Annotated in this window: 16 protein-coding genes; 10 read left to right on the forward strand and 6 right to left on the reverse strand. The window is 49.2% G+C overall.

Annotated features, from left to right (window positions below):
* Positions 1-16: 16 nt before the first annotated feature.
* Positions 17-2,587: a TonB-dependent receptor domain-containing protein gene (locus ACN0IC_RS13640; protein WP_416879334.1), complete on the forward strand. Its 2,571-nt coding sequence runs from the start codon at positions 17-19 to the stop codon at positions 2,585-2,587.
* A 211-nt stretch (positions 2,588-2,798) separates the two neighbouring features.
* Here the strand turns inward: ACN0IC_RS13640 and ACN0IC_RS13645 are convergent, their stop codons facing one another.
* Both ACN0IC_RS13645 and folD read right to left on the reverse strand, forming a co-directional pair.
* Positions 2,799-3,980, reverse strand: a complete 1,182-nt coding sequence (locus ACN0IC_RS13645; RefSeq protein ID WP_416879335.1) for a 2-oxoadipate dioxygenase/decarboxylase family protein — start codon at positions 3,978-3,980, stop codon at positions 2,799-2,801.
* A gap of 59 nt (positions 3,981-4,039) precedes the next feature.
* Positions 4,040-4,927, reverse strand: coding sequence for a bifunctional methylenetetrahydrofolate dehydrogenase/methenyltetrahydrofolate cyclohydrolase FolD (gene folD, locus ACN0IC_RS13650; RefSeq protein ID WP_416879336.1), 888 nt, complete (start codon positions 4,925-4,927; stop codon positions 4,040-4,042).
* A gap of 195 nt (positions 4,928-5,122) precedes the next feature.
* Here folD and ACN0IC_RS13655 point away from each other — a divergent pair, with 195 nt between their 5' ends.
* From ACN0IC_RS13655 to ACN0IC_RS13675, 5 genes are all read left to right on the forward strand, one after another.
* Positions 5,123-6,727 (forward strand): amidase, encoded by a 1,605-nt coding sequence (locus tag ACN0IC_RS13655; protein WP_416879337.1) that lies wholly within the window; start codon positions 5,123-5,125, stop codon positions 6,725-6,727.
* A gap of 84 nt (positions 6,728-6,811) precedes the next feature.
* Positions 6,812-7,693 (forward strand): type II secretion system protein N, encoded by an 882-nt coding sequence (locus ACN0IC_RS13660; RefSeq protein ID WP_416879338.1) that lies wholly within the window; start codon positions 6,812-6,814, stop codon positions 7,691-7,693.
* A 4-nt stretch (positions 7,694-7,697) separates the two neighbouring features.
* Positions 7,698-9,593 carry a secretin N-terminal domain-containing protein gene (locus ACN0IC_RS13665; protein WP_416879339.1) on the forward strand — a complete coding sequence of 632 codons (1,896 nt, stop codon included), beginning with the start codon at positions 7,698-7,700 and terminating at the stop codon, positions 9,591-9,593.
* Positions 9,593-10,318: a type II secretion system protein N gene (gene gspN / locus ACN0IC_RS13670; protein ID WP_416879340.1), complete on the forward strand. Its 726-nt coding sequence runs from the start codon at positions 9,593-9,595 to the stop codon at positions 10,316-10,318. Before ACN0IC_RS13665 ends, gspN begins: the two co-directional genes overlap by 1 nt.
* 9 nt (positions 10,319-10,327) lie before the next feature.
* Complete coding sequence (locus tag ACN0IC_RS13675; protein ID WP_416879341.1) at positions 10,328-10,780, forward strand: hypothetical protein; 453 nt, start codon at positions 10,328-10,330, stop codon at positions 10,778-10,780.
* Between the two features lie 14 nt (positions 10,781-10,794).
* Here ACN0IC_RS13675 and ACN0IC_RS13680 read toward each other — a convergent pair whose 3' ends face one another.
* Positions 10,795-11,274 (reverse strand): prepilin peptidase, encoded by a 480-nt coding sequence (locus tag ACN0IC_RS13680; protein ID WP_416879342.1) that lies wholly within the window; start codon positions 11,272-11,274, stop codon positions 10,795-10,797.
* 142 nt (positions 11,275-11,416) lie between these two features.
* Between ACN0IC_RS13680 and mgtE the strand changes: the two genes are divergently transcribed.
* From mgtE to ACN0IC_RS13700, 4 genes are all read left to right on the forward strand, one after another.
* Positions 11,417-12,802: a magnesium transporter gene (mgtE, locus tag ACN0IC_RS13685; protein WP_416879343.1), complete on the forward strand. Its 1,386-nt coding sequence runs from the start codon at positions 11,417-11,419 to the stop codon at positions 12,800-12,802.
* Positions 12,803-12,905: 103 nt separating this feature from the next.
* Positions 12,906-14,336: a lysozyme gene (locus ACN0IC_RS13690; protein WP_416879344.1), complete on the forward strand. Its 1,431-nt coding sequence runs from the start codon at positions 12,906-12,908 to the stop codon at positions 14,334-14,336.
* Between the two features lie 188 nt (positions 14,337-14,524).
* Positions 14,525-15,403, forward strand: a complete 879-nt coding sequence (locus ACN0IC_RS13695) for a hypothetical protein (protein ID WP_416879345.1) — start codon at positions 14,525-14,527, stop codon at positions 15,401-15,403.
* Positions 15,404-15,479: 76 nt separating this feature from the next.
* Positions 15,480-15,899, forward strand: a complete 420-nt coding sequence (locus ACN0IC_RS13700) for a DUF1489 family protein (RefSeq protein WP_416879346.1) — start codon at positions 15,480-15,482, stop codon at positions 15,897-15,899.
* Positions 15,900-15,909: 10 nt separating this feature from the next.
* On the opposite strand, the gene ACN0IC_RS13705 is transcribed toward ACN0IC_RS13700, so the two are convergent.
* The 3 genes from ACN0IC_RS13705 to ACN0IC_RS13715 form a co-directional block, all read right to left on the reverse strand.
* Complete coding sequence (locus tag ACN0IC_RS13705; RefSeq protein WP_416879347.1) at positions 15,910-16,578, reverse strand: glutathione S-transferase family protein; 669 nt, start codon at positions 16,576-16,578, stop codon at positions 15,910-15,912.
* 76 nt (positions 16,579-16,654) lie between these two features.
* Complete coding sequence (gene panC / locus ACN0IC_RS13710) at positions 16,655-17,521, reverse strand: pantoate--beta-alanine ligase (RefSeq protein ID WP_416879348.1); 867 nt, start codon at positions 17,519-17,521, stop codon at positions 16,655-16,657.
* Positions 17,522-17,542: 21 nt separating this feature from the next.
* A partial coding sequence (locus ACN0IC_RS13715; RefSeq protein WP_416879349.1) for a D-alanyl-D-alanine carboxypeptidase family protein occupies positions 17,543-19,140 on the reverse strand: 1,598 nt, incomplete at its 5' end.

Raw genomic sequence — 19,140 nt, forward strand, 5'->3', positions numbered from 1 at the left:
TAATCAAAGGTTTCCCATGATTTACAGATCATCATTAAAAGCAGTACTGGCTTTATCCGTGGCTGCTCTAAGCATTCAAGCCAATGCCCAAGACACCACCAATGGCGAAAGTGAGACGCGCCTTGACGAAGTGGTCGTAACTGGCAGTTTCATACCTGACCCGCAACGCGCCACGTCCCAGGTGGCGTCTTTTTTGCAAGCGGAAGATTTAATTCGTCAGGGCGATTCAGATGCGGCTCTGGCGCTAACTCGTGTTAGCGGATTAAGTATAGTTGGCGGCCGATTTGCCTATGTTCGGGGCTTGGGAGATCGCTATTCCTCGGCCTTGCTGAACGGGTCGCCTCTACCAAGCCCTCAGCCCTTGAGACGAACTGTCCCCTTGGATCTTTTTCCTTCAAGTGTTTTGAACGGTATCACCGTTCAGAAAACTTATTCCCCTAATTATCCCGGTGAATTCGGCGGGGGCGTTATTGCGTTAAACACACTGAAAACACCGCCGGAAGACTTCTTTAAAATTAAAGTTGGTGTAGGCGCCAATACCGAGACAACCGGCAAGGAAAGTCTTTTTGTCCATGGTGGAGATTATGATGCTCTAGGTTTTGATGATGGAACCCGTGATATTCCCGATCCTTTGCTTGATGTTATTAAAGGCGGAGAACGATTGCAGGATCAATCCGATCAGGAATTGGAGTTAATTGGACAGCTTTTGGTCGATCCAAATTTGACCGTCATTCAGTCATATGACGAAACTTTCCCAGACATGAACGTATCAATTGATGCCGCTAAAACAATTGGAGTTGGTTTCGGCGAACTTGGATTTGTGGGTACAGCCGGATTTGATAATGGCTGGACGACTGAAAGATCGACCCGTCAAGTTCAGGCAAATGGTAGAGTTGAAGACAGTTTGGAATCTGTTGAATCTACTTATCAAGTTACATTAAATGCTTTGGCCTCGACGACGTTAAACTTTGATTCCGGCGACTCGGTTCAAGGGACTGTTTTTTACGTACATGACACATCCAAAGAAGCTCAGATCGATCAAGGCAGAACGTTCAGTGAGCCGGATGGGGTGTTCTTGGAGAAAAACGGTTATTATGAACGGGAGCTTCTTTTCACGCAGCTTAATGGCGAGCACTTAATTGGGGACCTGACAGCGAATTGGAAGGGGTCTTATTCAATGGCGAGCCGCGACGCACCATATGAGCGTCAGCTTGAGCGCCAACTCAGAGGGGATGCACTGCTTTTCCCCGGAAACAATGCGCACAGCATTTCATTCTCAGAAGTAAACGATGAAATCACAAGTGGTGGTTTGGACTTGAGTTATAACGTACCAAGTACAAGCGCTTGGGAAGTCGAGATTGCTGGGGGTGTTGACTACTCACAAACGGACCGGGAATTTGCGGATTTGAACCTTCAATATACCACTTCAACTCAACTTGATCCGCAATTGGCAGCCGCCCGAGTTGATCTGCTTTTCTCGGCAGCCACTATTGGTCCGATCTTTAACATCCAAGAAATTCCTCCGCGTACAAGTGATAACTATCTCGGAGACCTTGATGTCTTTGGAGCCTATCTAAAGACAGATATTGAGTTTTCTCCAACTGTAAGGGCAGATTATGGTGTTAGATACGAAACATCTGAGCTCAATGTCCAAACCCTGGATCGGTTCAGCAATTTCGGCGTGACGTCTAATTTGGACAATGATTATTTATTGCCTTCCGCCTCATTTACTTGGAATTTTCTCGATGACACTCAGTTGCGACTTGGATATTCGAATACGATTGCACGTCCCCAATTCCGTGAACTGGCCTCATCGCGTTTTCTTGACCCAGAGACAGATCGCACTTTTGTGGGGAACCCCAATATCGTCGACTCCGAGTTCGAAAACTTTGACATACGTTTAGAAAGATATTTCGGACGAAATCAATTTATTACGATATCAGGTTTCTACAAGGATATCCAAAACCCTATCGAAGAGTCGACATTTGAAACGTCCGCCAATGTATTCGAGACGTCCTTCATCAATGCCCCTGCTGCTGAGTTGCTCGGTATGGAAGCTGAATTCCGGACGAATTTTGATATGCCCGGCGATATTCCGTTCCTGAACTCCCGCGAATGGTTTTTCACCGTAAATTACACTTACACGGATGCGACCGTAAAAGCCGAAGCTGATGATGTGATTATTCAAGCGGACGGCACACCGATTTCTGCCGAGTTATTCGGAATTGATGGGCAACCTCTCCAAGGCACACCCGAACACATTGTAAATTCTCAATTTGGTTGGGAATCAGACAATGATCAATTCACTATTCTATTTGGCTGGGTAGATGACCGGGTTTCCCGCCGTGGATTACGTGGGTTAAGTAACGTTCCGGATGTTGTAGAGAGCCCCGGTCCTCAGCTTGATTTAGTGTATCGTCGCAAATTTGATGTCCGCGGCCAAGAATTTAATCTAGGTCTCAGCGCCCGAAACCTCTTGAACACAGACCACGAGGAATTTCAGATTAGCGAAGAAGCCGGACGTTCTGAATTTAACACGTACAAGCGTGGCGTAAACTTTTCAGCTTCGCTGTCCACCAACTTCTAAGAGTTTCAAAGCAGATACATTTATTTCTGCCGGTAAGGATCACTTGAGGCTTAGGCCAAAGGTGTAGGGTCGGTGATTGCTAACCTCGTCACCGGCCCGCTTTTTTACGAAACCAATAATGACTTTAGTCGTTGTGGGTTTCTAGAATAAATCTGCGGGGAGGTAGATTTTGACCGGGCCTAAGGGCCCGGTTTTTTATTTTGAGTTAGAATTAACTAATTTGAGCGGAATATAGGGCAAACATATCATGCACTGGCCGGCCCAAAGCTTTCTCAAAAGCCTCTTGGTTTGCGCTGGCCTGTAAAGCTTGCGCTTCTCCGTCTTCGCCTAAATTGGATCGAAAAATACCGGCGGCACTGACAGGTAGAAAATCTTCATAGGTCAGTGCTTCAAAGCCCTCATCTGTCTTTCGGAAATAAGCCAAACCGTCTTTTCGCATTATTTCCCAATCATCCGGAAACTCCGAAAAATCTTTTGTCATAAGGCAATTGTCATATAACTCACGGCCTTTTGGCGTTAAAGCGGCTCCGCGCTGTTCAATCTCGCCAAACCGGGCTGTATGAGTTCCTTGCGTCCAGTTTCCGTCATCTTCGAATAAAATATCTTCGCTGAGGGCTTTAAAAGCGGTTTGGCGTAAGAGAATAGGGCATTTTCTTTTTGGCGGGCCTTCAATGACATCTTTTGCCTTTAAGCCTTTTACGCGCATTTTCTCCTGCGCGTGATCAATATCCAATGTGCGGGGCGTTAGATGGTTGATATGGGGGCCTTGGAAACTAACGATATCTGTCAATAAAGGATGATGGCTTTTCATCCGCTCGTAAGTGCTCAAAGAAACCTGTGCGCGGTCATGCCACTGAAAGGTTTTGAGAAATTCAGAGATAAATCTGTCTGCGTCATCTTCTGATATGCCGCCTTGTTTTTCGGCCTTTTCAAGCAAGTTTAAAAGCTCACCTGTGAATATATTTCGCTCTGAAAGAACGGAGAGAGCGTCCTGACGTAATTCATTATCATCAATTAACTCAGGGCGCAGCAAAGACGTGAACATTCTAAATGGACTTTGCTCGAGAGCCTCTGTCGTAACGGGACGGAAAGCCGTCGAATGTATCGGCAAGCCTGCCACCGACAGATCATAATATCCGACTGGCTCCATTCCGAGCAAATCAAAGAGCCGGGCAATTGTCGACAAATCTTTTGCAGTGCCAACACGAATAGCGCCGTGACGTTCTTGGCCAAGTCGTTCCGCGCCCACAGACTGTTCAGGATCTACCTCTTTATTTACTTCGGCAACAATATCTAGCAAAGTTCCATAGGCCGGAACTTCTTTGCGGTACATGGTTGAGAGCGCATCAGAATAATGCTGACGCAGAGCAGATTTGGCGATAAGTTTTGTCATAACCACTTTCTGAAAAGTTTTAATGAGGAGAGAAGCCTGCCATTAGTTTATATAAGGTCCTAGATTTTCAATATTTCGGGAGTCTCCCAACCCCGCCTCGAACAGGCGGCCAGGACCGTATTTCTGAGCAGGCAGGCAATTGTCATAGGGCCGACGCCGCCGGGAACAGGTGTGATGGCCCCGGCTACGGATGAGGCTTCGCCATAGGCGACATCTCCGACGAGCCGGGATTTACCGGGTCTATCCGGGTTGAGAACCCGGTTGATTCCCACATCAATGACGCAAGCCCCGGCTTTAACCCAATCCCCTTTGACCATTTCGGACCGTCCTACGGCCGGGACCAAAATATCCGCGCTTCTGCAAACAGTCGGAAGGTTTTCGGTTCGGGAATGCGCGATTGTAACGGTACAGTTTTGCTCGAGAAACAATAAAGCAGCAGGTTTTCCGACTAAAATGGAGCGACCTAGAATAACGCAATGCTTGCCGCTTAAATCACCAAGAGCGGATTTTGCAAGAATAACGCATCCCGTTGGGGTGCAGGGGCGCAGTCCGGGTTTCCCTAAAATCAAACGCCCGGCAGAAATATCCGTCAGGCCGTCCACATCTTTCGTAGGATCAATCTCTTCAATAACCGCGTCGCTGTCCAGTCCTTTTGGAAGCGGAAGCTGAACCAATATACCGTCTATGCTCTCGTTTGAATTCAAAGCCCGGACGGTTTCTTCAACATGGTCTTGGGTTGCGTCGGCGGGCAGGTGTCGCTCGACCGACCGCATCCCGCATTCCTCGGTAAATTTTATTTTTGAGCGGACATAAACCTGGCTTGCCGGATCTTCGCCGACAAGCACGACGGCCAATGTCGGCTGATCGCGTAGTGTTTCTACAGCCGTTTTGACTTTTGCCCGTAAATCTGCGGCAATGGCTTTTCCGTCAATAATATTGGAGGTCATATCTTCTCTTCAACGCCTTTATTCCAGAGCTGGAACATTCCTTTATTTTCGTTCCTCCCTTAACGGGTCTTAACAGAAATAGCGAGGCATCCCCTGCACAGGATTTTACGTATCTGACTTATGATGACTTGGCGTCCGCTAATTTACCTTCTATCAGGGAAAACAGTGACCAAGATAAAAGGGTAGGTAAAAAAGATGTCTCTAAAACATTTAAATTGGGGAGCGGCTCTAGTAGTCGTATTTTTAACCGGATGTAACTCTTCACAACCGGAGCCAGTAAAGCCCCTGCAGGAAACCGGACTTGTCGAAAGCGAAGCGGATTTAAAAGCGATTTATAAAGACCCGGAAGCTTATCGCGGCATAAACCCTGCGTCAGAACAGAGCTCAGTACAGCGCGTAGAATTCGCGCTAAACCGGATTGCCACGATTGACCATGCCGGACCCAACCTTCAAAGCGTTCTGACCGTCAATCCAAACGCGCTTGACATTGCAAAAGCCCTGGACGGAGAAGAGACAGAAAGAAGTCTGCTTCATGGCGTTCCTATCTTGATCAAAGACAATGTCGAAACATTGGACATGCCAACAACCGCTGGCAGCTCAACACTTAAGCAAAACGATACGGGGCGAGACTCTCCGCTTGTCGAGAGTTTGAGAGAGGCTGGTGCTGTTATTCTGGGTAAATCCAACCTCTCTCAATGGGCAAATTTCCGCTCTACAAACTCGACAAGTGGTTGGAGCGCGCTCGGAGCTCAGACGAAAAATCCCCATGCTCTAAACCGTAGCCCTTGTGGATCAAGTTCCGGTAGCGGCGCAGCCGTGGCAGCGGGACTTGTTCCTGCCGCTATCGGTACTGAGACGAATGGATCCATTATTTGTCCGTCTGCTATGAACGGAATTGTTGGGTTCAAACCGACCGTCGGTCTTATCCCCCAGGAATTGATAGTACCCATTTCTTCTACTCAGGATACGGCGGGTCCCATGACGCTGACGGTCGAGGACGCCGCCATAATGATGGATGCTATGACGGGTGAGGACTCGGCCTGGCGTGACGCCGTTATGGCGGGAACTCTGGCCGGCAAACGAATAGGCGTACTGAACTTTGCGCGCGGCAATGTGGATGGCGTGAACGCGAATTTTGAGGCGGTTCTGGAGACGCTTGAGTCACAGGGAGCAGAGTTGGTTGAAATTGAAGAGTTTGAGCCTCCGGAAAGCTTTAACGAAGCGTCCTTCAACGTTCTCAAATATGAATTTAAAGCCACTCTGAATGATTATCTCGCTGAGGTTGCTCCGGATGTAAAATCTCGTACCCTCGCTGCGGTCATTGTTGAGAATGCAGAATCTGAGGCTGAAATGGCCGTTTTCGATCAGGACATAATGGAAATGTCTGAAGAACTCGGAGATTTGGGCACAGAAGAATATAAAGAGGCTTTGGCGCTTGTACTTAAAACTACCCGAGAAGACGGCATTGACAAAATGATGTCTGAGAATGACTTGGATGCGTTAGTCGCCCCCAGCACCGCGCCTAGCTTCCTTATCGACCATGTTTATGGAGACAATTACCCCGGTGGGACAGGCGCTGGATGGATTGCAGCCATTGCAGGTTATCCGCATATAACGGTTCCAATGGGAGCCGTTAAAGGCTTGCCCGTCGGCGTGTCATTTATGGGGCAAAGCGGTCAGGATAAAGAGATCATGGCTATAGGGTATGCTTTTGAACAGGCGGGAGGCGAGCGCCTTACACCTGGTTTCATATCGGCTGTAGAACAACTGCCGGGAAGCGGGACTGTGTCACGGAATTGACACGCTGACTTGTTAACCGCACGACTTAAATGACTATTTCAAGATATTAAGACTTCATTCGAGACAAGGGATTAAGCATACCTAATGGCGGCATTTACAGGAAAGTTAGGGGCAGAGGGACAGGCTGGCTGGGTTTTACCCATATTGCGAGTTCTTCAAATCGCTTTGCTTGTCACTTTGGGGTGGGTCATCATTCGGTCTGTTCTGCTTTTGACGAACCCCGAAAGTCTTTGGACGCCTTTGCCAAGCGTGACAGCGGCCTCTCCCAGCGGGTCATCAGCGGCTGAACGGATTTATAATTTTTCGTCAGACCCGTTTCGACTTCCCGCTTCAGAGGAGCCGGAAGTTATTGCTCAGGCCGAAGGGTTTGACGCCCCCGAGACGACATTAAAAATCAGACTGCTAGGTAGAATATCCGGTTCCAGTCAGATTGCCACCTTAAGAACACCGGATAATCAAGAGCAGTCTTATACAGTTGGTGACGAGGTGATGAATGGGGTCACTTTACAAAATGTGTATCCGGATTTCGTTGTTTTAAAAGTGAACGGAGAAGTGCAGCGATTGACTTTTCAGCGTGATGAAAAGACAGGATTGTCGCAACCTCAAACTGATAGAGTATCTCAATCTGTGTCCATTGCCGGAAATGCTACTGAGCAGAGCAACCTAAATACAACAAACCCGTCTAAAAAAATAGATCCGTCAGCGTTGATGAAGTCCGTTCAGCTCAATCCCAATTTTGAGTCAGGAACGCTTATAGGCTACGAAATTAGAGCGAGAAGCGGCGAAGCCAATTTAGAAGAATTTGGCCTGCAGTCCGGTGATATAGTCACAGCTATAAATGGAAATAGTCTATTGCAAAGTCAGCCCGATTTACAGGGTTTGATAACAAATTTGAAAAATGCCAATCAGGTCAAACTCGACATCCTTCGGGATGGTCGTCCCGTTACCGTCCAAATCGGATCTTGAACTTATGACGCCTTTTAAACTCAAGTTGAAATTCTGTCTCGGCGGATTATTGGCCGCCACGGCTTTGTCGACACTACCGCTCTCGGCATCGGCCCAAGCGGCCGGAGAGCATGTGATAACGATGCAGGATGTCGATATCCGCTCTTTCATTAATGATGTAGCGACCGTTACAGGTAACACCTTTATTGTTGATCCGCGCGTTCAAGGACGCGTCACCATCAGTTCTGATCAGTCCCTTTCCAAGTCGGAAGTATTTGAAGTCTTCAAAGACGTGATGCGGGTGCATGGATATACGCTGATCCGTACAGCAACGGGCGAGTATCGCGTGACCTTACTCCAGGGGGCTGCCGGTGATTCCCCCTATGTCGATGGAAATGGGATCAATGGACGCCTCTCGACTATAATTATTCGGCTGAATTATGAAGACGCGGCCGAAGCTGCGCGCCTCATTAAACCCGTTATGCACAGCCAGGGTTTGGTTACGGCTAACCCTGGGGGAAACATTATTGTTGTTACCGATTTTCCTGAAAACCTTAGAAAAGCTCGTGAAATCGTCGAGGCTATGGATACGGATGGGAGCGTCACGGAAACTATTCAGCTTCGCCAGCTCAATGCGATTGACGCAGAAGAAGCTCTGACAGAACTTGCCGGGCAGGAACCGCGCGTGAAAGTTGTTGCTATTCCGGGATCAAATTCCCTTTTGCTGCAAGGACCCCCGCAGGATGTGGCCCGTTTACGCCCAATTGTTGAAAAAATGGATGTGGGCTCGCTTGCGCCCAGAGGGGCCGTTAGCGTCATTCCTTTACGTTTTGCCAATGGCGCCACTCTCGTAGAAGTATTGTCAACTTTGCTGCCGTCATATGCTGTCGATGGAAAGCCAGCTCCGACGGTTGCTTATGACAGCTTTTCAAACACGCTTGTGGTCAGTGCAGATGCGGAAACACAGGCCTCTTTGGAAGGTATTATTCGCAGATTGGATGTGCGCCGCCCTCAAGTCTTGGTCGAAGCCATCATCGTCGAAATTTCCGATACGGCCGCCAAAGAGCTTGGTGTTCAGTTCGCTGTCGGAGGCGTGAACGGAAACACCGTGCCACTTGTTTCTTCCAACTTTAGTGCGGCGCCGAATATTTTAGCTTTAACCGGAGCTTTGGCCGGGGATGAATTAGGATTAGACGTGGACCAAGCCGCGCAAACGGCGGCGCTCAACTCACTCAGCGCACTGACGGGGGGAACTGCGGGAATTGGCGGTATCAGTAATGATACTTTATTTGGGGTTATCGCGAATGCTTTGGAACGCGACGAAGAGAGCAATATCCTTTCCACACCCTTTGTCACAACGCTTGATAACGTACCCGCCACATTTCTGGTCGGACAAGAAATTCCGATTACGACCGGAGAAAGTCTAGGGTCCAACAACGTCAACCCTTTCCGGACTTTTGAACGAAAAGAAGTCGGCATTAAACTTAATGTGCTTCCTCAGATTAGCGAAGGCGATGTTGTCCGATTGGAAATTGCTCAGGAAGTCAGTTCAATAGCAGGGGCTGTGACCACCTTATCTCAGGATTTTGTCACGAATAAACGGCAAATCGAAACAACGGTTCTCGCAAATAATGGTGAAATCATTGTGCTAGGAGGATTGTTAGAGGATGACGAGCAAATCACTATAGAAAAAGTGCCTCTATTGGGGGATGTCCCAGTTGTGGGATCTCTCTTTCGCAATAAGGATAGATCACGCGTCAAAACGAATCTGATGGTATTTCTTCGCCCAACAATAATTCGTGATGCGGATGATGCCAGGCCGCTTACTCAAAACCGCTTGAACAGAATCCGTCAGGAAGACATAAACCAATCTGGTCGCGAGACTTCCAAACTTGATGACTTTCTGAGTAGTGGTCAGTAATGCGGCGTCTATTCTGGCTTTTACCGGGGATTTTTCTTGGCTTGATTTTTTTCCTGCCCCTCTCTTGGGTCGCCCCTCTTGCTCTGCCTGCCAACCTGGTGCAGGCGGAAACGGTTTATCGGGGAACAGTTTGGAAAGGAAATATGACGTCCCTGAGAGACATAGATTCTGTTAAATACAAATTGAATCCTATTGGTTTGCTCGCAGGGGGAACACCTGTTCGTGCTTCTGTCGTTGCGACGGGACTACAGGCAGAAGGCGCCATTGGACAATATGCGGCTGAGGATCTGAACTTTCGTATTGATGTTTCCAGCTTACCCATGCCGGATCCGCGTCTTCAGGGACTGGCAGGACAGGTTATTGTCCAGTTTGACGAGATCAAATGGGATAAGCAGGGAAAATGCGAAGTCTTATCCGGTTCCGCGAGAACGGACGTTCTGACAAGAAACCGCGCCCTGTTTTCCTGGGAAGGACCAGGGCTGACCGGGCCATTGAATTGTGACGCCGATGGAAACTTTGTGTTTAATCTGGCAGGCGAGGATGACTTACAGTCTATAACAGCAAAAGTCTCAATTTCCTGGGACGGACAATATTATTCCGACATGAAAGTTATAAGTCGTGACAATGAGGCAGCGCAGGTTTTACCCCTCTTTGGGTTTGAGCAGAGGGGACAGACGGCACAAGGCGGAGAATTCCGTTTGGTAGAACAGGGAAAATGGCGTTAGGTTGATACCGTGAAATATTTTGCGCTATCCCTTCTGATGATTTCAATTTCATTCTTTTTGAGTGGATGCGGAACAACGCCTGACAATCAAAGTGAAAGCGCGAGCAATATCGCATCTGTGCAGACGGGTTTGCCCCCCCAAAAGTTAAACCCTGGGGAATGCGGCCTATTTATCTGGACAACAGATAGCTCCAGAAAATTTATCGGATTTGAAACGTCTAACGAAGCGAAGTTGTTTTTGGACGGCCAAATTCTAAGTGTGGCCCGTGTGGAAAATGAAGGCTTAGCCGCCAGAGAGCGCCGTTATGAGCTTCCCGGCGGACAAACTGCAACGCTTTCACTGGAACCAGGGAAAAGTCTGAAAGACGGCCAAAGCTTTGCCGGGCAAATTGTTACTAAAACGACTGATGGGTGGGATCGAGTGACGCCCGTTGTTGCGCTCAGTAATTGTGCGGCGCAGTAACTGGTTCACCTGATTTATTGTAAATTTATATAGCTCTGTCCAAACCAGATGACCGCAATCGCCAGAGACAGGAACGGACCGAAGGGGATGTTGAAATTTCCCGCTTCCGCTCTGTCTTTGTAAGATGGCATTTGGGTAAAAACCAATCCACAAAGACTGGCGATCAAGAGGATATAGGGTAGGCCAAACCATCCGCACCAGGCCCCGCCTGCCGCAAGTAGCTTAGCATCCCCTCGGCCCAAACCTTCTTTATGATAAAAATACCGAAACGCATATTCAAGTGTGATGAACCCCGCATATCCAATAATAGCGCCAATAATCGCCGAGACCAGACTTTCTGGAGAGACAAAATAAGTAAAAATAAATCCAGCTGCGATAAGGGGAAAGGTCAAAATATTTAAAATCCGGAAAGTGCGTATATCTACCCAAGATATGACAACTAGGACTGAGATTAATATGCATCCGAAAAAAATATGGGCTGTCAAAATGTCCATGGCCTGTGCTAAACTTAAAAATGTCCAGATGAAACCGATTTCGCTTTGACCCCTGCTTATTTATAAAGCAAAGCCGGACTGTTGACAGTAATGGGTTTTTCTCACTCAAGAACCACGAGCACCGAGAGGGAGGCTTTGCGTTATGAATACAACAGACCAAACTCTTGAGAGAGACAGAGACGAGTTGGATTTACTAGAGGATGATCTCGGCGATGAGCTTAAATTGGCGCTTGAGATGGAAGATGATGTCTCCATGCTGGCGTCCTTAGAGGGTCTTCATCCCGCTGATTTTGCGGATCAACTCGAAGAATTGACCTCTGAAGAGCGAGTTGAATTAATCTCGCGCGCGCCTCAACTCATTTCCGGTGACCTCTTGGCAGAGCTAAAAGATGAGGTTGTAGAAGATATACTGCCTCTCTTGCCAGCGGCTCAAATCGCGGACGCCTTAACCCTCATTGACAATGACGATGCGACTCAGATCGTTGAGGAAATGGAAGACGCTCAGCGCGAAGACGTCATGGAGGCGTTGGAGCCGACAGAGCGCGCCGCTTTGGAAGCCTCTCTCGCATTTGACGATGAAACTATTGGCCGCCTCATGCAAAGAGAGTTTGTAGCGGCGCCTCGTTTCTGGAGCGTGGGCGACACAATTGATCATATGCGGACAACCGGAGAAGAACTTCCGGACTTGTTTTTCAATATTTACGTCATTGATGCAGACTTCAAACCTCTGGGATATGTTCCGGTTTCAAGATTGATGCGTCTGCCGCGTGATGTGACATTAGAGAGTGTGATCGAGAGCTTGATTGTCACCATTGGTCAGGACCTGGACCAAGAAGAAGCGGCTTATTTCTTTGAGAAATATCACCTTATTTCCGCCCCGGTGGTGGATAAAGATGGCCGCATGGTCGGCATGATGACTGTGGATGACATCATTCATATTATTCAAAACGAAAACAAAGAAGACATTTTGGCTCTGGCCGGCGTTAACGATGCAGGTCTGACGGATACGGCCATATCTACAGTTAAATCCCGAGCGCCTTGGCTATTTGTCAATTTACTGACGGCTGTCCTTGCCTCCGTCGTGATTGCTCAGTTTGATTATGCGATTTCGCAAATTGTAGCCCTTGCGGTTTTGATGCCCATCGTTGCATCAATGGGCGGCAATGCGGGCACGCAAGCTTTGACGGTTGCGGTTCGGGCTTTGACAGAACGAGATTTGACGTCCCGCACGGCTTGGCGGGCTGTTCGTCGTGAAGCTATTGCCGCCCTTATAATCGGGATTATTTTCGCCGTAGTCCTTGCCCTGATTGCTTTTGTCTGGTTTGGGGATCCGGAACTTGCTCTCGTGGCGTTTATTGCCATGATCATCAATCATGTTTTCGCGGGCATAGCCGGCGTGAGCGTCCCGCTTATACTCAAACATTTCGGAGCCGACCCGGCGGTGGCCTCATCTGTATTTGTGACAACCGTGACAGATATCGTCGGATTCTTCGCCTTTCTTGGCTTTGCTGCCGTTATGTTGCTCTAAAGCTCATTCTTTCTGAAAAACTCTCGTCCAAAGCGAGTCATGGTCTGAAACTTGCACGGTCACGCCTGAAACCATGCGTGATTTGTAACAGTTTGGGACAAAAATGAGCACTTTGACCGCTTCACACGGGCTGACCTTGTCATCGACCGGCCTAAAATTGATTAAGGCCTATGAAGGCTACCGCCCAGTAGATCGCACTCTAGTGACGGGGCAAAGAGTAGTGGGCTATGGGCACCGCCTTTTTGATGATGCTCCGGCGCAATTATCAAAAGACGAAGCGGAAAACCTTCTGAAAACGGACCTTCAGGCTTTTGAAGACATGATTAACGAAAATGTTCATGCACCTTTGTCGCAAGGTCAATTCGATGCATTGGTCAGTTTTGCTTTCAATATCGGTCCAAAAGCTTTTTTGGCATCAGATACATTGCGTGCCTTGAATAATGGGCGTCCTCTGGACGCAGCCAATGGGCTGGATGTCTGGCGGAAATCCACGATTGATGGAAAAACTTATGTTGTCGATGCATTAATGCGTCGCCGGACTGCAGAAAAAGCCCTTTTCCTTAGTTTGGATAAAAAGCCTCGTCCCGCCTCTGGTGTTGATTTGCCTCCAGTGAAGGACGAACACGTAGCTGCATTAGAGACAGAAGATGACCTCCCAATATTTACGAATGATTCTGCCGCAGGTGTTGTTGCGCATGCGCCTTATGATGCTGAACGAACGCCTTCACGTCGTCGCGAAGACGGTCCGGCCGGGATCTTGATGTTGAGCGAGATCGTTGAAGATTCCGATAAGATTGAGGGATCGCAGGCTGATCCGCATGCGCCTTGGACAGAGCCTTCGGAAGAGTTCCATTCGCCTGATGGTATCTCAGACGACCAAGAGAGAGAGGCGCTCACTTCTAACAGGTCAGTCATTGCAGAAGCGGCGGCCGATATTTCGGATCGACTGGATGCCTTGATCGATAAAGCGCGGGATGAAGACGCTGCGGACACACAAGGCTGGCCAGAAAGTCTCATCCAAGGACAAAAGTCGGAAGAAATATACCCAGCTGACGAGTTGAGTTCAGAATACCAGAACGAAGACAATCTTGTGGCCTTCCCAAATAAGCCGAGAGAGGAAGAGCGAGAAGAAATGTCGGAAAAAAAGAAAAGTGTCCGGCGTGTACCTTCCAAGGCTGAAATAGAGGCCGCTGTTTTTGAGGCCTCTAAGGAGAGTAAAGGAACGCTTGAAAATAGCGATATAAATAGCTCTCAGGGTGAAAGAGCTGTGCCGCTAAAATCTGACAGCGCATCTCGGTATATTGAACGACATGCTCCGCCAGATACACATACAGATGGGCAAAGTAATCTAGGGTTCTGGCTAATTATGTTGACAGGTTTTGTTCTTTTGGGAGCTTCACTCGCGGCTTATCTTAGAGGCACGGAAGGGATTTTGGGCGAATATGGTCCTTTGCTTATTCTGTCCGGGCTTATGATCGGATCAGTGATGGTATTAGGGGCAATTTATTATGCGGTCCGAAGAAGCATTCAATAATTTAGGAGTATTTTAACCCTGCTAAAGATTGGTATTTTGGACATACGGAAAATAAATCATTTTCTTTTAGGCACGGAAAATATCGCGCTCAATTATCAGAGCACCAAGGCGCAAAAGGTGAATTCCAAGTGACAAACATGATTACTGACTGGACAGAAGATAAATCATCAAAGTTTCAAAAAGAGATTATGACTTTTCGTCATAAAATTTCCGAAACTGGATTGTTTACGGATGAAGCTCTCATCGAGCTTCTGGAAAAACATCCGCAAAACAAGTTGGATGTCTGCACGATGGGCGCCTCGGAACATCCAGATTTTCCGAACAAATTTCGGACGGGAGACTTCAGGGATGTTCCCGCGAAAGTTTTGATAGAAGCGGCAAAAGCCGGAAAAGTTTGGATCAATGTCCGCCAAGCCATGAATATTCATCCGGAGTATAAAACCGTCCTAGATAAAATGTATGGCGATTTGGCAGAGATAAGCGGAACGAGTGTCTATAACGCCAAAGGCGGTATCCTAATTAGTTCGCCCGTGGCCCGTGTTCCATACCATTTCGACAAAACTGAAACTATCCTATGGCATGTTCGCGGCAAGAAGATTCTTTATCTCTATCCAATGACAACGGAATTTATTCCGGACGAAGCTCATGAGAATTCAATAACGAATTATATCGATGATGATTTACCTTATCAGGAATATTTTGAAAATCATGCAACCGTCATCGAGCTGGAAGCGGACCAGGCCGCTACTTGGCCATTGAACTCGCCGCACCGCGTAGACAATCAAACTTTCTGCGTTTCGGTGACCACAGAATATTCCACGCGGGAGAGCGCTATGAAAAACGCGGCTATGGTCACTAACGCCGCCCTGCGTCACCGTTTTGGCATGAATCCAAGTTACAGTCAGGATGGCCCCGTGAAACGGCAGGTTAAGTCACTTTTTGGCCGCGTGATAAGCAAGGCGGGATTGGTACCTGATACAACACACACCGATATGGTGACGTTCAAGATCGACTCAAATGTGCCAGGATATCTGGTCGATATGGAGCCGTTTGAGCGGACATTTTAGACTTCCCAAGACCCTAGCTGTAAACGCTCCTTAGAGAATCACATCGGCCGCGCTATGCTTGAGTGTGACGCTACATTTGCAAAAATTATCTGTCGGATCCGAATCGATCTCGACCTTGCGCGATTGGCAAAAAGTGGTGGTTCGCCGCCGACAGGCCAATGGACAATCTCCGAACCATGTTCACGTGACCCGGATGTTTCCGCGGCGCCGCGAAGAATTACTGGATGGGGGCTCTCTATACTGGGTGATTAAGGGCATTATTCAGTGCCGGAATAAAATTATCGATCTGGAAGAAACTGTCAAAAACGGACACCGCGCCTGCGCCATTGTGATGGAACCGGAGCTTATCCCCGTTGTGCCGACACCGCGGCGAGCTTTTCAGGGATGGCGATACCTCCAGCCGGGCGACGCGCCGGAGGATTTGACCGGCCCCGGCAGCGGAGAGGAGCTGCCCCCCGCCTTACGCATGAAACTGGTTAATTTAGGCGCTTGGTGATTTCCGGAGTCTAAGTCGGGATACCCGTATATTTGCCGTCTTTTTCAACGGCCCGTTTAAATCCGGGCCTTGAGGTCATCCGCTCCACATAATCCAGACAATTCGGATAGTCGTCCAGCAGCCCTCTCATCCCGGCCATTTCAAGAGTATAGCCAAGCGCGATATCGGCCGCCGTTATCCGTCCGCCCGCGACAAATTTTGACGCGGATAAATCCTGCTCCAGAAGGCTCAAAATAGCTTTTAACCGGGGTTTCACGAAACCGGCCTGCGTCATCCCCAAAACCTTTTTTATGAGAGGGCGTATCAGTCCCGGCGATCTGGACGTGGTAATCGTTAAAACGAGGCTCATGGTCAGTATAGACTGGAGGCTGCCCTGCGAGGCGTGAAACCAGAAGAGGTATTTTTCGCGGTTCTTGGACGCTGGCCCGGGCCGCCAGGTCTCCGCTTCCGCCTTATCCAGAATATACTCAATAATTGCATTACTCTCGGCGAGTGTTACGTCCCCGTCCGTAATGACTGGCGCGGTTCCAAGCGGAGAAATGGCTTTATACTCTGCCGGGGCCAACATGGTTTTGGAATCCCGGTCATACATTTTGAAGTCATATTCCATTCCAAGTTCTTCGAGCAGCCAAAGAATACGGATGGATTGCGAGTTTTCGAGATGGTGAAGCGTAATCATGATCTAGCCTTTCGGGTCTATCCCGTTTGAAATAAATTGCGTGTTTAAAATATCAGGGCCGGGAAAGACTATCACACTAGTTATTCGCATTCACGGCGCAATTATCAATCAGCCTGACGCCTTTGCAATGCGCCGCTATCAGCAGGCGGGAGGGCGCATTCAAGACGCCGCCTTCCAGCACGGTAAGAGAATTTTTGCTTCGGGTTTGCACATAATCAATATTGGAAAATCCGGCGTTCAACAGAGCTTTGGCAGCGTTCTCAGAGGCGCGATCCACATTGCGTCCGCCTTCCATTTCCCTTGCGCAGGCAAACATGATTTTATTTAACCGCCGCGCAATGGCGAGACCCTCTTGGTCAAAATATTGATTGCGGGAAGACAAGGCGAGGCCATATTCATCCCGCGCGATAGGGGCGCCGATGATTTGAATGGGCATATCCAGATCCTCGACCAAGCGGCGAATAGTGGCGAGTTGCTGATAATCCTTCTCGCCAAATATGGCGATATCCGGCTGAACGCGGTTAAAGAGCTTGGTCACAACAAGGCAGACGCCATCAAAGAAGGTCGGGCGATGATCGGTCTCCAACCCCTTTGCCACGCCGCCGACTTTAACCGTCGTGGCGTGATGAACATCATACATGGAGTCCGGGTCCGGAATGTAAACGAGATCAACTCCTTCGGCCGCAAGCTGTGAAATATCGGACTTTTCCGTTCGGGGGTAGGCGTCCAAATCCTCATTTGGGGCGAATTGGGTCGGATTGACAAAGATGGAAACGACAACCCGCTCCGCTCTTTCACGCGCCAGACGCACCAGAGTCAGGTGTCCCTCATGTAACGCGCCCATAGTCGGGACGAAACTGATGCGATCGCCGGAGCCGCGCCAGTCTGCGATCTGGCCGCGTAAATCTTTTTGCGTCCGGGATATAAGAGGAGATGACGCCATAGAGCGGGGAGCCTGAAAAGATTAAGAACTTGGCCCGATAATCAAGCACCCGTGGCGCGTTTTGACAAGCGCTTTACAAGCGGCGCGCGCTGATTGTGCGGAGAGACCCGACATTCGGGCCGCAAAACCAGAGCCTCTCGGGATAAGGACAGGTGTTGCTGCGGCTAAATCCGGAAGTAAGGCAAGACTGTCGAGATGCGCCGACGCGTCGACTTCTTGATTAAATAGACCCAGTTGAACCGACCAATTCCCGCTGGGGAGACGTAGAGTCTGACCTTCAATTTTTGTGGAAGCCGGCAATAGAATAGGCTCATTCTGGCCCCGCAATCTTAGAATAGTCGGGGGCGTTGATTTATTATTTTGTGTCGTAGAACGGGCAGGGACTGTTTCCGCGGCTTTGGCAATTATTATATTCTGAGGTTTTACGCCCATAACGTCAAAGCCCCGATCAACCAGATCCGACATATGCGAATTTCGTGACGCGCCGCTGGCTCCGCCCAGAACAACGGCGATGAGCCGCCGCCCATTTTGCTGTGCCGAAACGATCAAATTATATCCGCTATCCCGGGTATACCCCGTTTTGAACCCGTCCACATCTTCACGGTCGCGCAGCAGCTTATTGGTATTGCGGTAGGTGCGGCCATTAAAGGTAAAGGTTTTTAGCCCGAAATAATGATAATGGCGGCGGTGATTGACCAGAACAGCATTCGCGAGTTTCGCCATATCCCGCGCCGTTGTCAGTTGCTCGGGATGCGGCAGTCCATTTGCGGTTTTAAACGTTGTCTGGCTCATGCCGAGGCTGCGGGCCTTGTCGGTCATCAACTCCGCGAATCCGGCTTCAGACCCCCCCAGACGTTCGGCCAGAACCACAGCGGCGTCATTGGCGCTGCGCACGGCTATGGCCTGGAGGAGGGTGTCTACGCTCACCGTTTCTCCGGCTTGCAGACCGATATCAACGGGAGGGGTGCGGGCCGCCGTTAAAGAGACTTCGACTTTTTCTTCCAGACGCAGCTGACCAGAGTCCAGGGCGTCAAAAGCCAGGTAAAGTGTCATCACCTTGGTCAGAGACGCCGGATACCGAAGCTTATCTATCTGGCGCGCATGAAGGATATCGAGATTATCCGTATCAACAATGATAGAGGCATATCGCCCCGTTGGTTTATGGGCGGGACTGTCTTGCGCGCAAGTAAGGGCAGGCCAAGCACAGGCAAGCCAAATCAGGGCTGTCACAAGAAAAGCGCGGCGCATGATCATGGGATAGGAGGGAAGCCTTTCGAGAGGGTTAATAGCCATCCGAGCGACGCAGCGCGACGCGGGCTGAGGAAGGAGGCGGCTGACCTCTCCCATTCCTGTCATTCCGCACGAAGCAAAGCGTAGATGCGCGCGCATCTGCAGCCTACCGGCCTTGTGCGGAATGACAGGGAATATGAATTGTGCATCGTCCAAGCGTTCCTTCCTGCTCGCCATCAAGTGCTGAGCCTTGGCGTTCGTCCTTGAGTAAGGTGGACTGCCCGCGGGGTCGGTATCCTTGCCGGAGACCGAATATGGTAATGTTTCGCAAGGGCCAAGCCCCGCGGCAGCGGTTTTATCGCAGCGGCCTTGTAGCGATCCTCCTGTGT

Origin of the sequence: Litorimonas sp. (assembly GCA_029936425.1) — a bacterium.
Taxonomy (GTDB): Bacteria; Pseudomonadota; Alphaproteobacteria; order Caulobacterales; family Maricaulaceae; genus Litorimonas.

What these genes read in the sequence shown, in the direction of transcription:
- ACN0IC_RS13690 (WP_416879344.1), top strand. Translation starts at nt 12,906, where the DNA reads ATGAGCACTTTGACCGCTTCACACGGGCTGACCTTGTCATCGACCGGC.
- ACN0IC_RS13665 (WP_416879339.1), top strand. Translation starts at nt 7,698, where the DNA reads ATGACGCCTTTTAAACTCAAGTTGAAATTCTGTCTCGGCGGATTATTG.
- mgtE (WP_416879343.1), top strand. Translation starts at nt 11,417, where the DNA reads ATGAATACAACAGACCAAACTCTTGAGAGAGACAGAGACGAGTTGGAT.
- panC (WP_416879348.1), bottom strand. Translation starts at nt 17,521, where the DNA reads ATGGCGTCATCTCCTCTTATATCCCGGACGCAAAAAGATTTACGCGGC.
- ACN0IC_RS13660 (WP_416879338.1), top strand. Translation starts at nt 6,812, where the DNA reads ATGGCGGCATTTACAGGAAAGTTAGGGGCAGAGGGACAGGCTGGCTGG.
- folD (WP_416879336.1), bottom strand. Translation starts at nt 4,927, where the DNA reads ATGACCTCCAATATTATTGACGGAAAAGCCATTGCCGCAGATTTACGG.
- ACN0IC_RS13705 (WP_416879347.1), bottom strand. Translation starts at nt 16,578, where the DNA reads ATGATTACGCTTCACCATCTCGAAAACTCGCAATCCATCCGTATTCTT.
- ACN0IC_RS13640 (WP_416879334.1), top strand. Translation starts at nt 17, where the DNA reads ATGATTTACAGATCATCATTAAAAGCAGTACTGGCTTTATCCGTGGCT.
- ACN0IC_RS13655 (WP_416879337.1), top strand. Translation starts at nt 5,123, where the DNA reads ATGTCTCTAAAACATTTAAATTGGGGAGCGGCTCTAGTAGTCGTATTT.
- ACN0IC_RS13695 (WP_416879345.1), top strand. Translation starts at nt 14,525, where the DNA reads ATGACTTTTCGTCATAAAATTTCCGAAACTGGATTGTTTACGGATGAA.
- gspN (WP_416879340.1), top strand. Translation starts at nt 9,593, where the DNA reads ATGCGGCGTCTATTCTGGCTTTTACCGGGGATTTTTCTTGGCTTGATT.
- ACN0IC_RS13645 (WP_416879335.1), bottom strand. Translation starts at nt 3,980, where the DNA reads ATGACAAAACTTATCGCCAAATCTGCTCTGCGTCAGCATTATTCTGAT.
- ACN0IC_RS13680 (WP_416879342.1), bottom strand. Translation starts at nt 11,274, where the DNA reads ATGGACATTTTGACAGCCCATATTTTTTTCGGATGCATATTAATCTCA.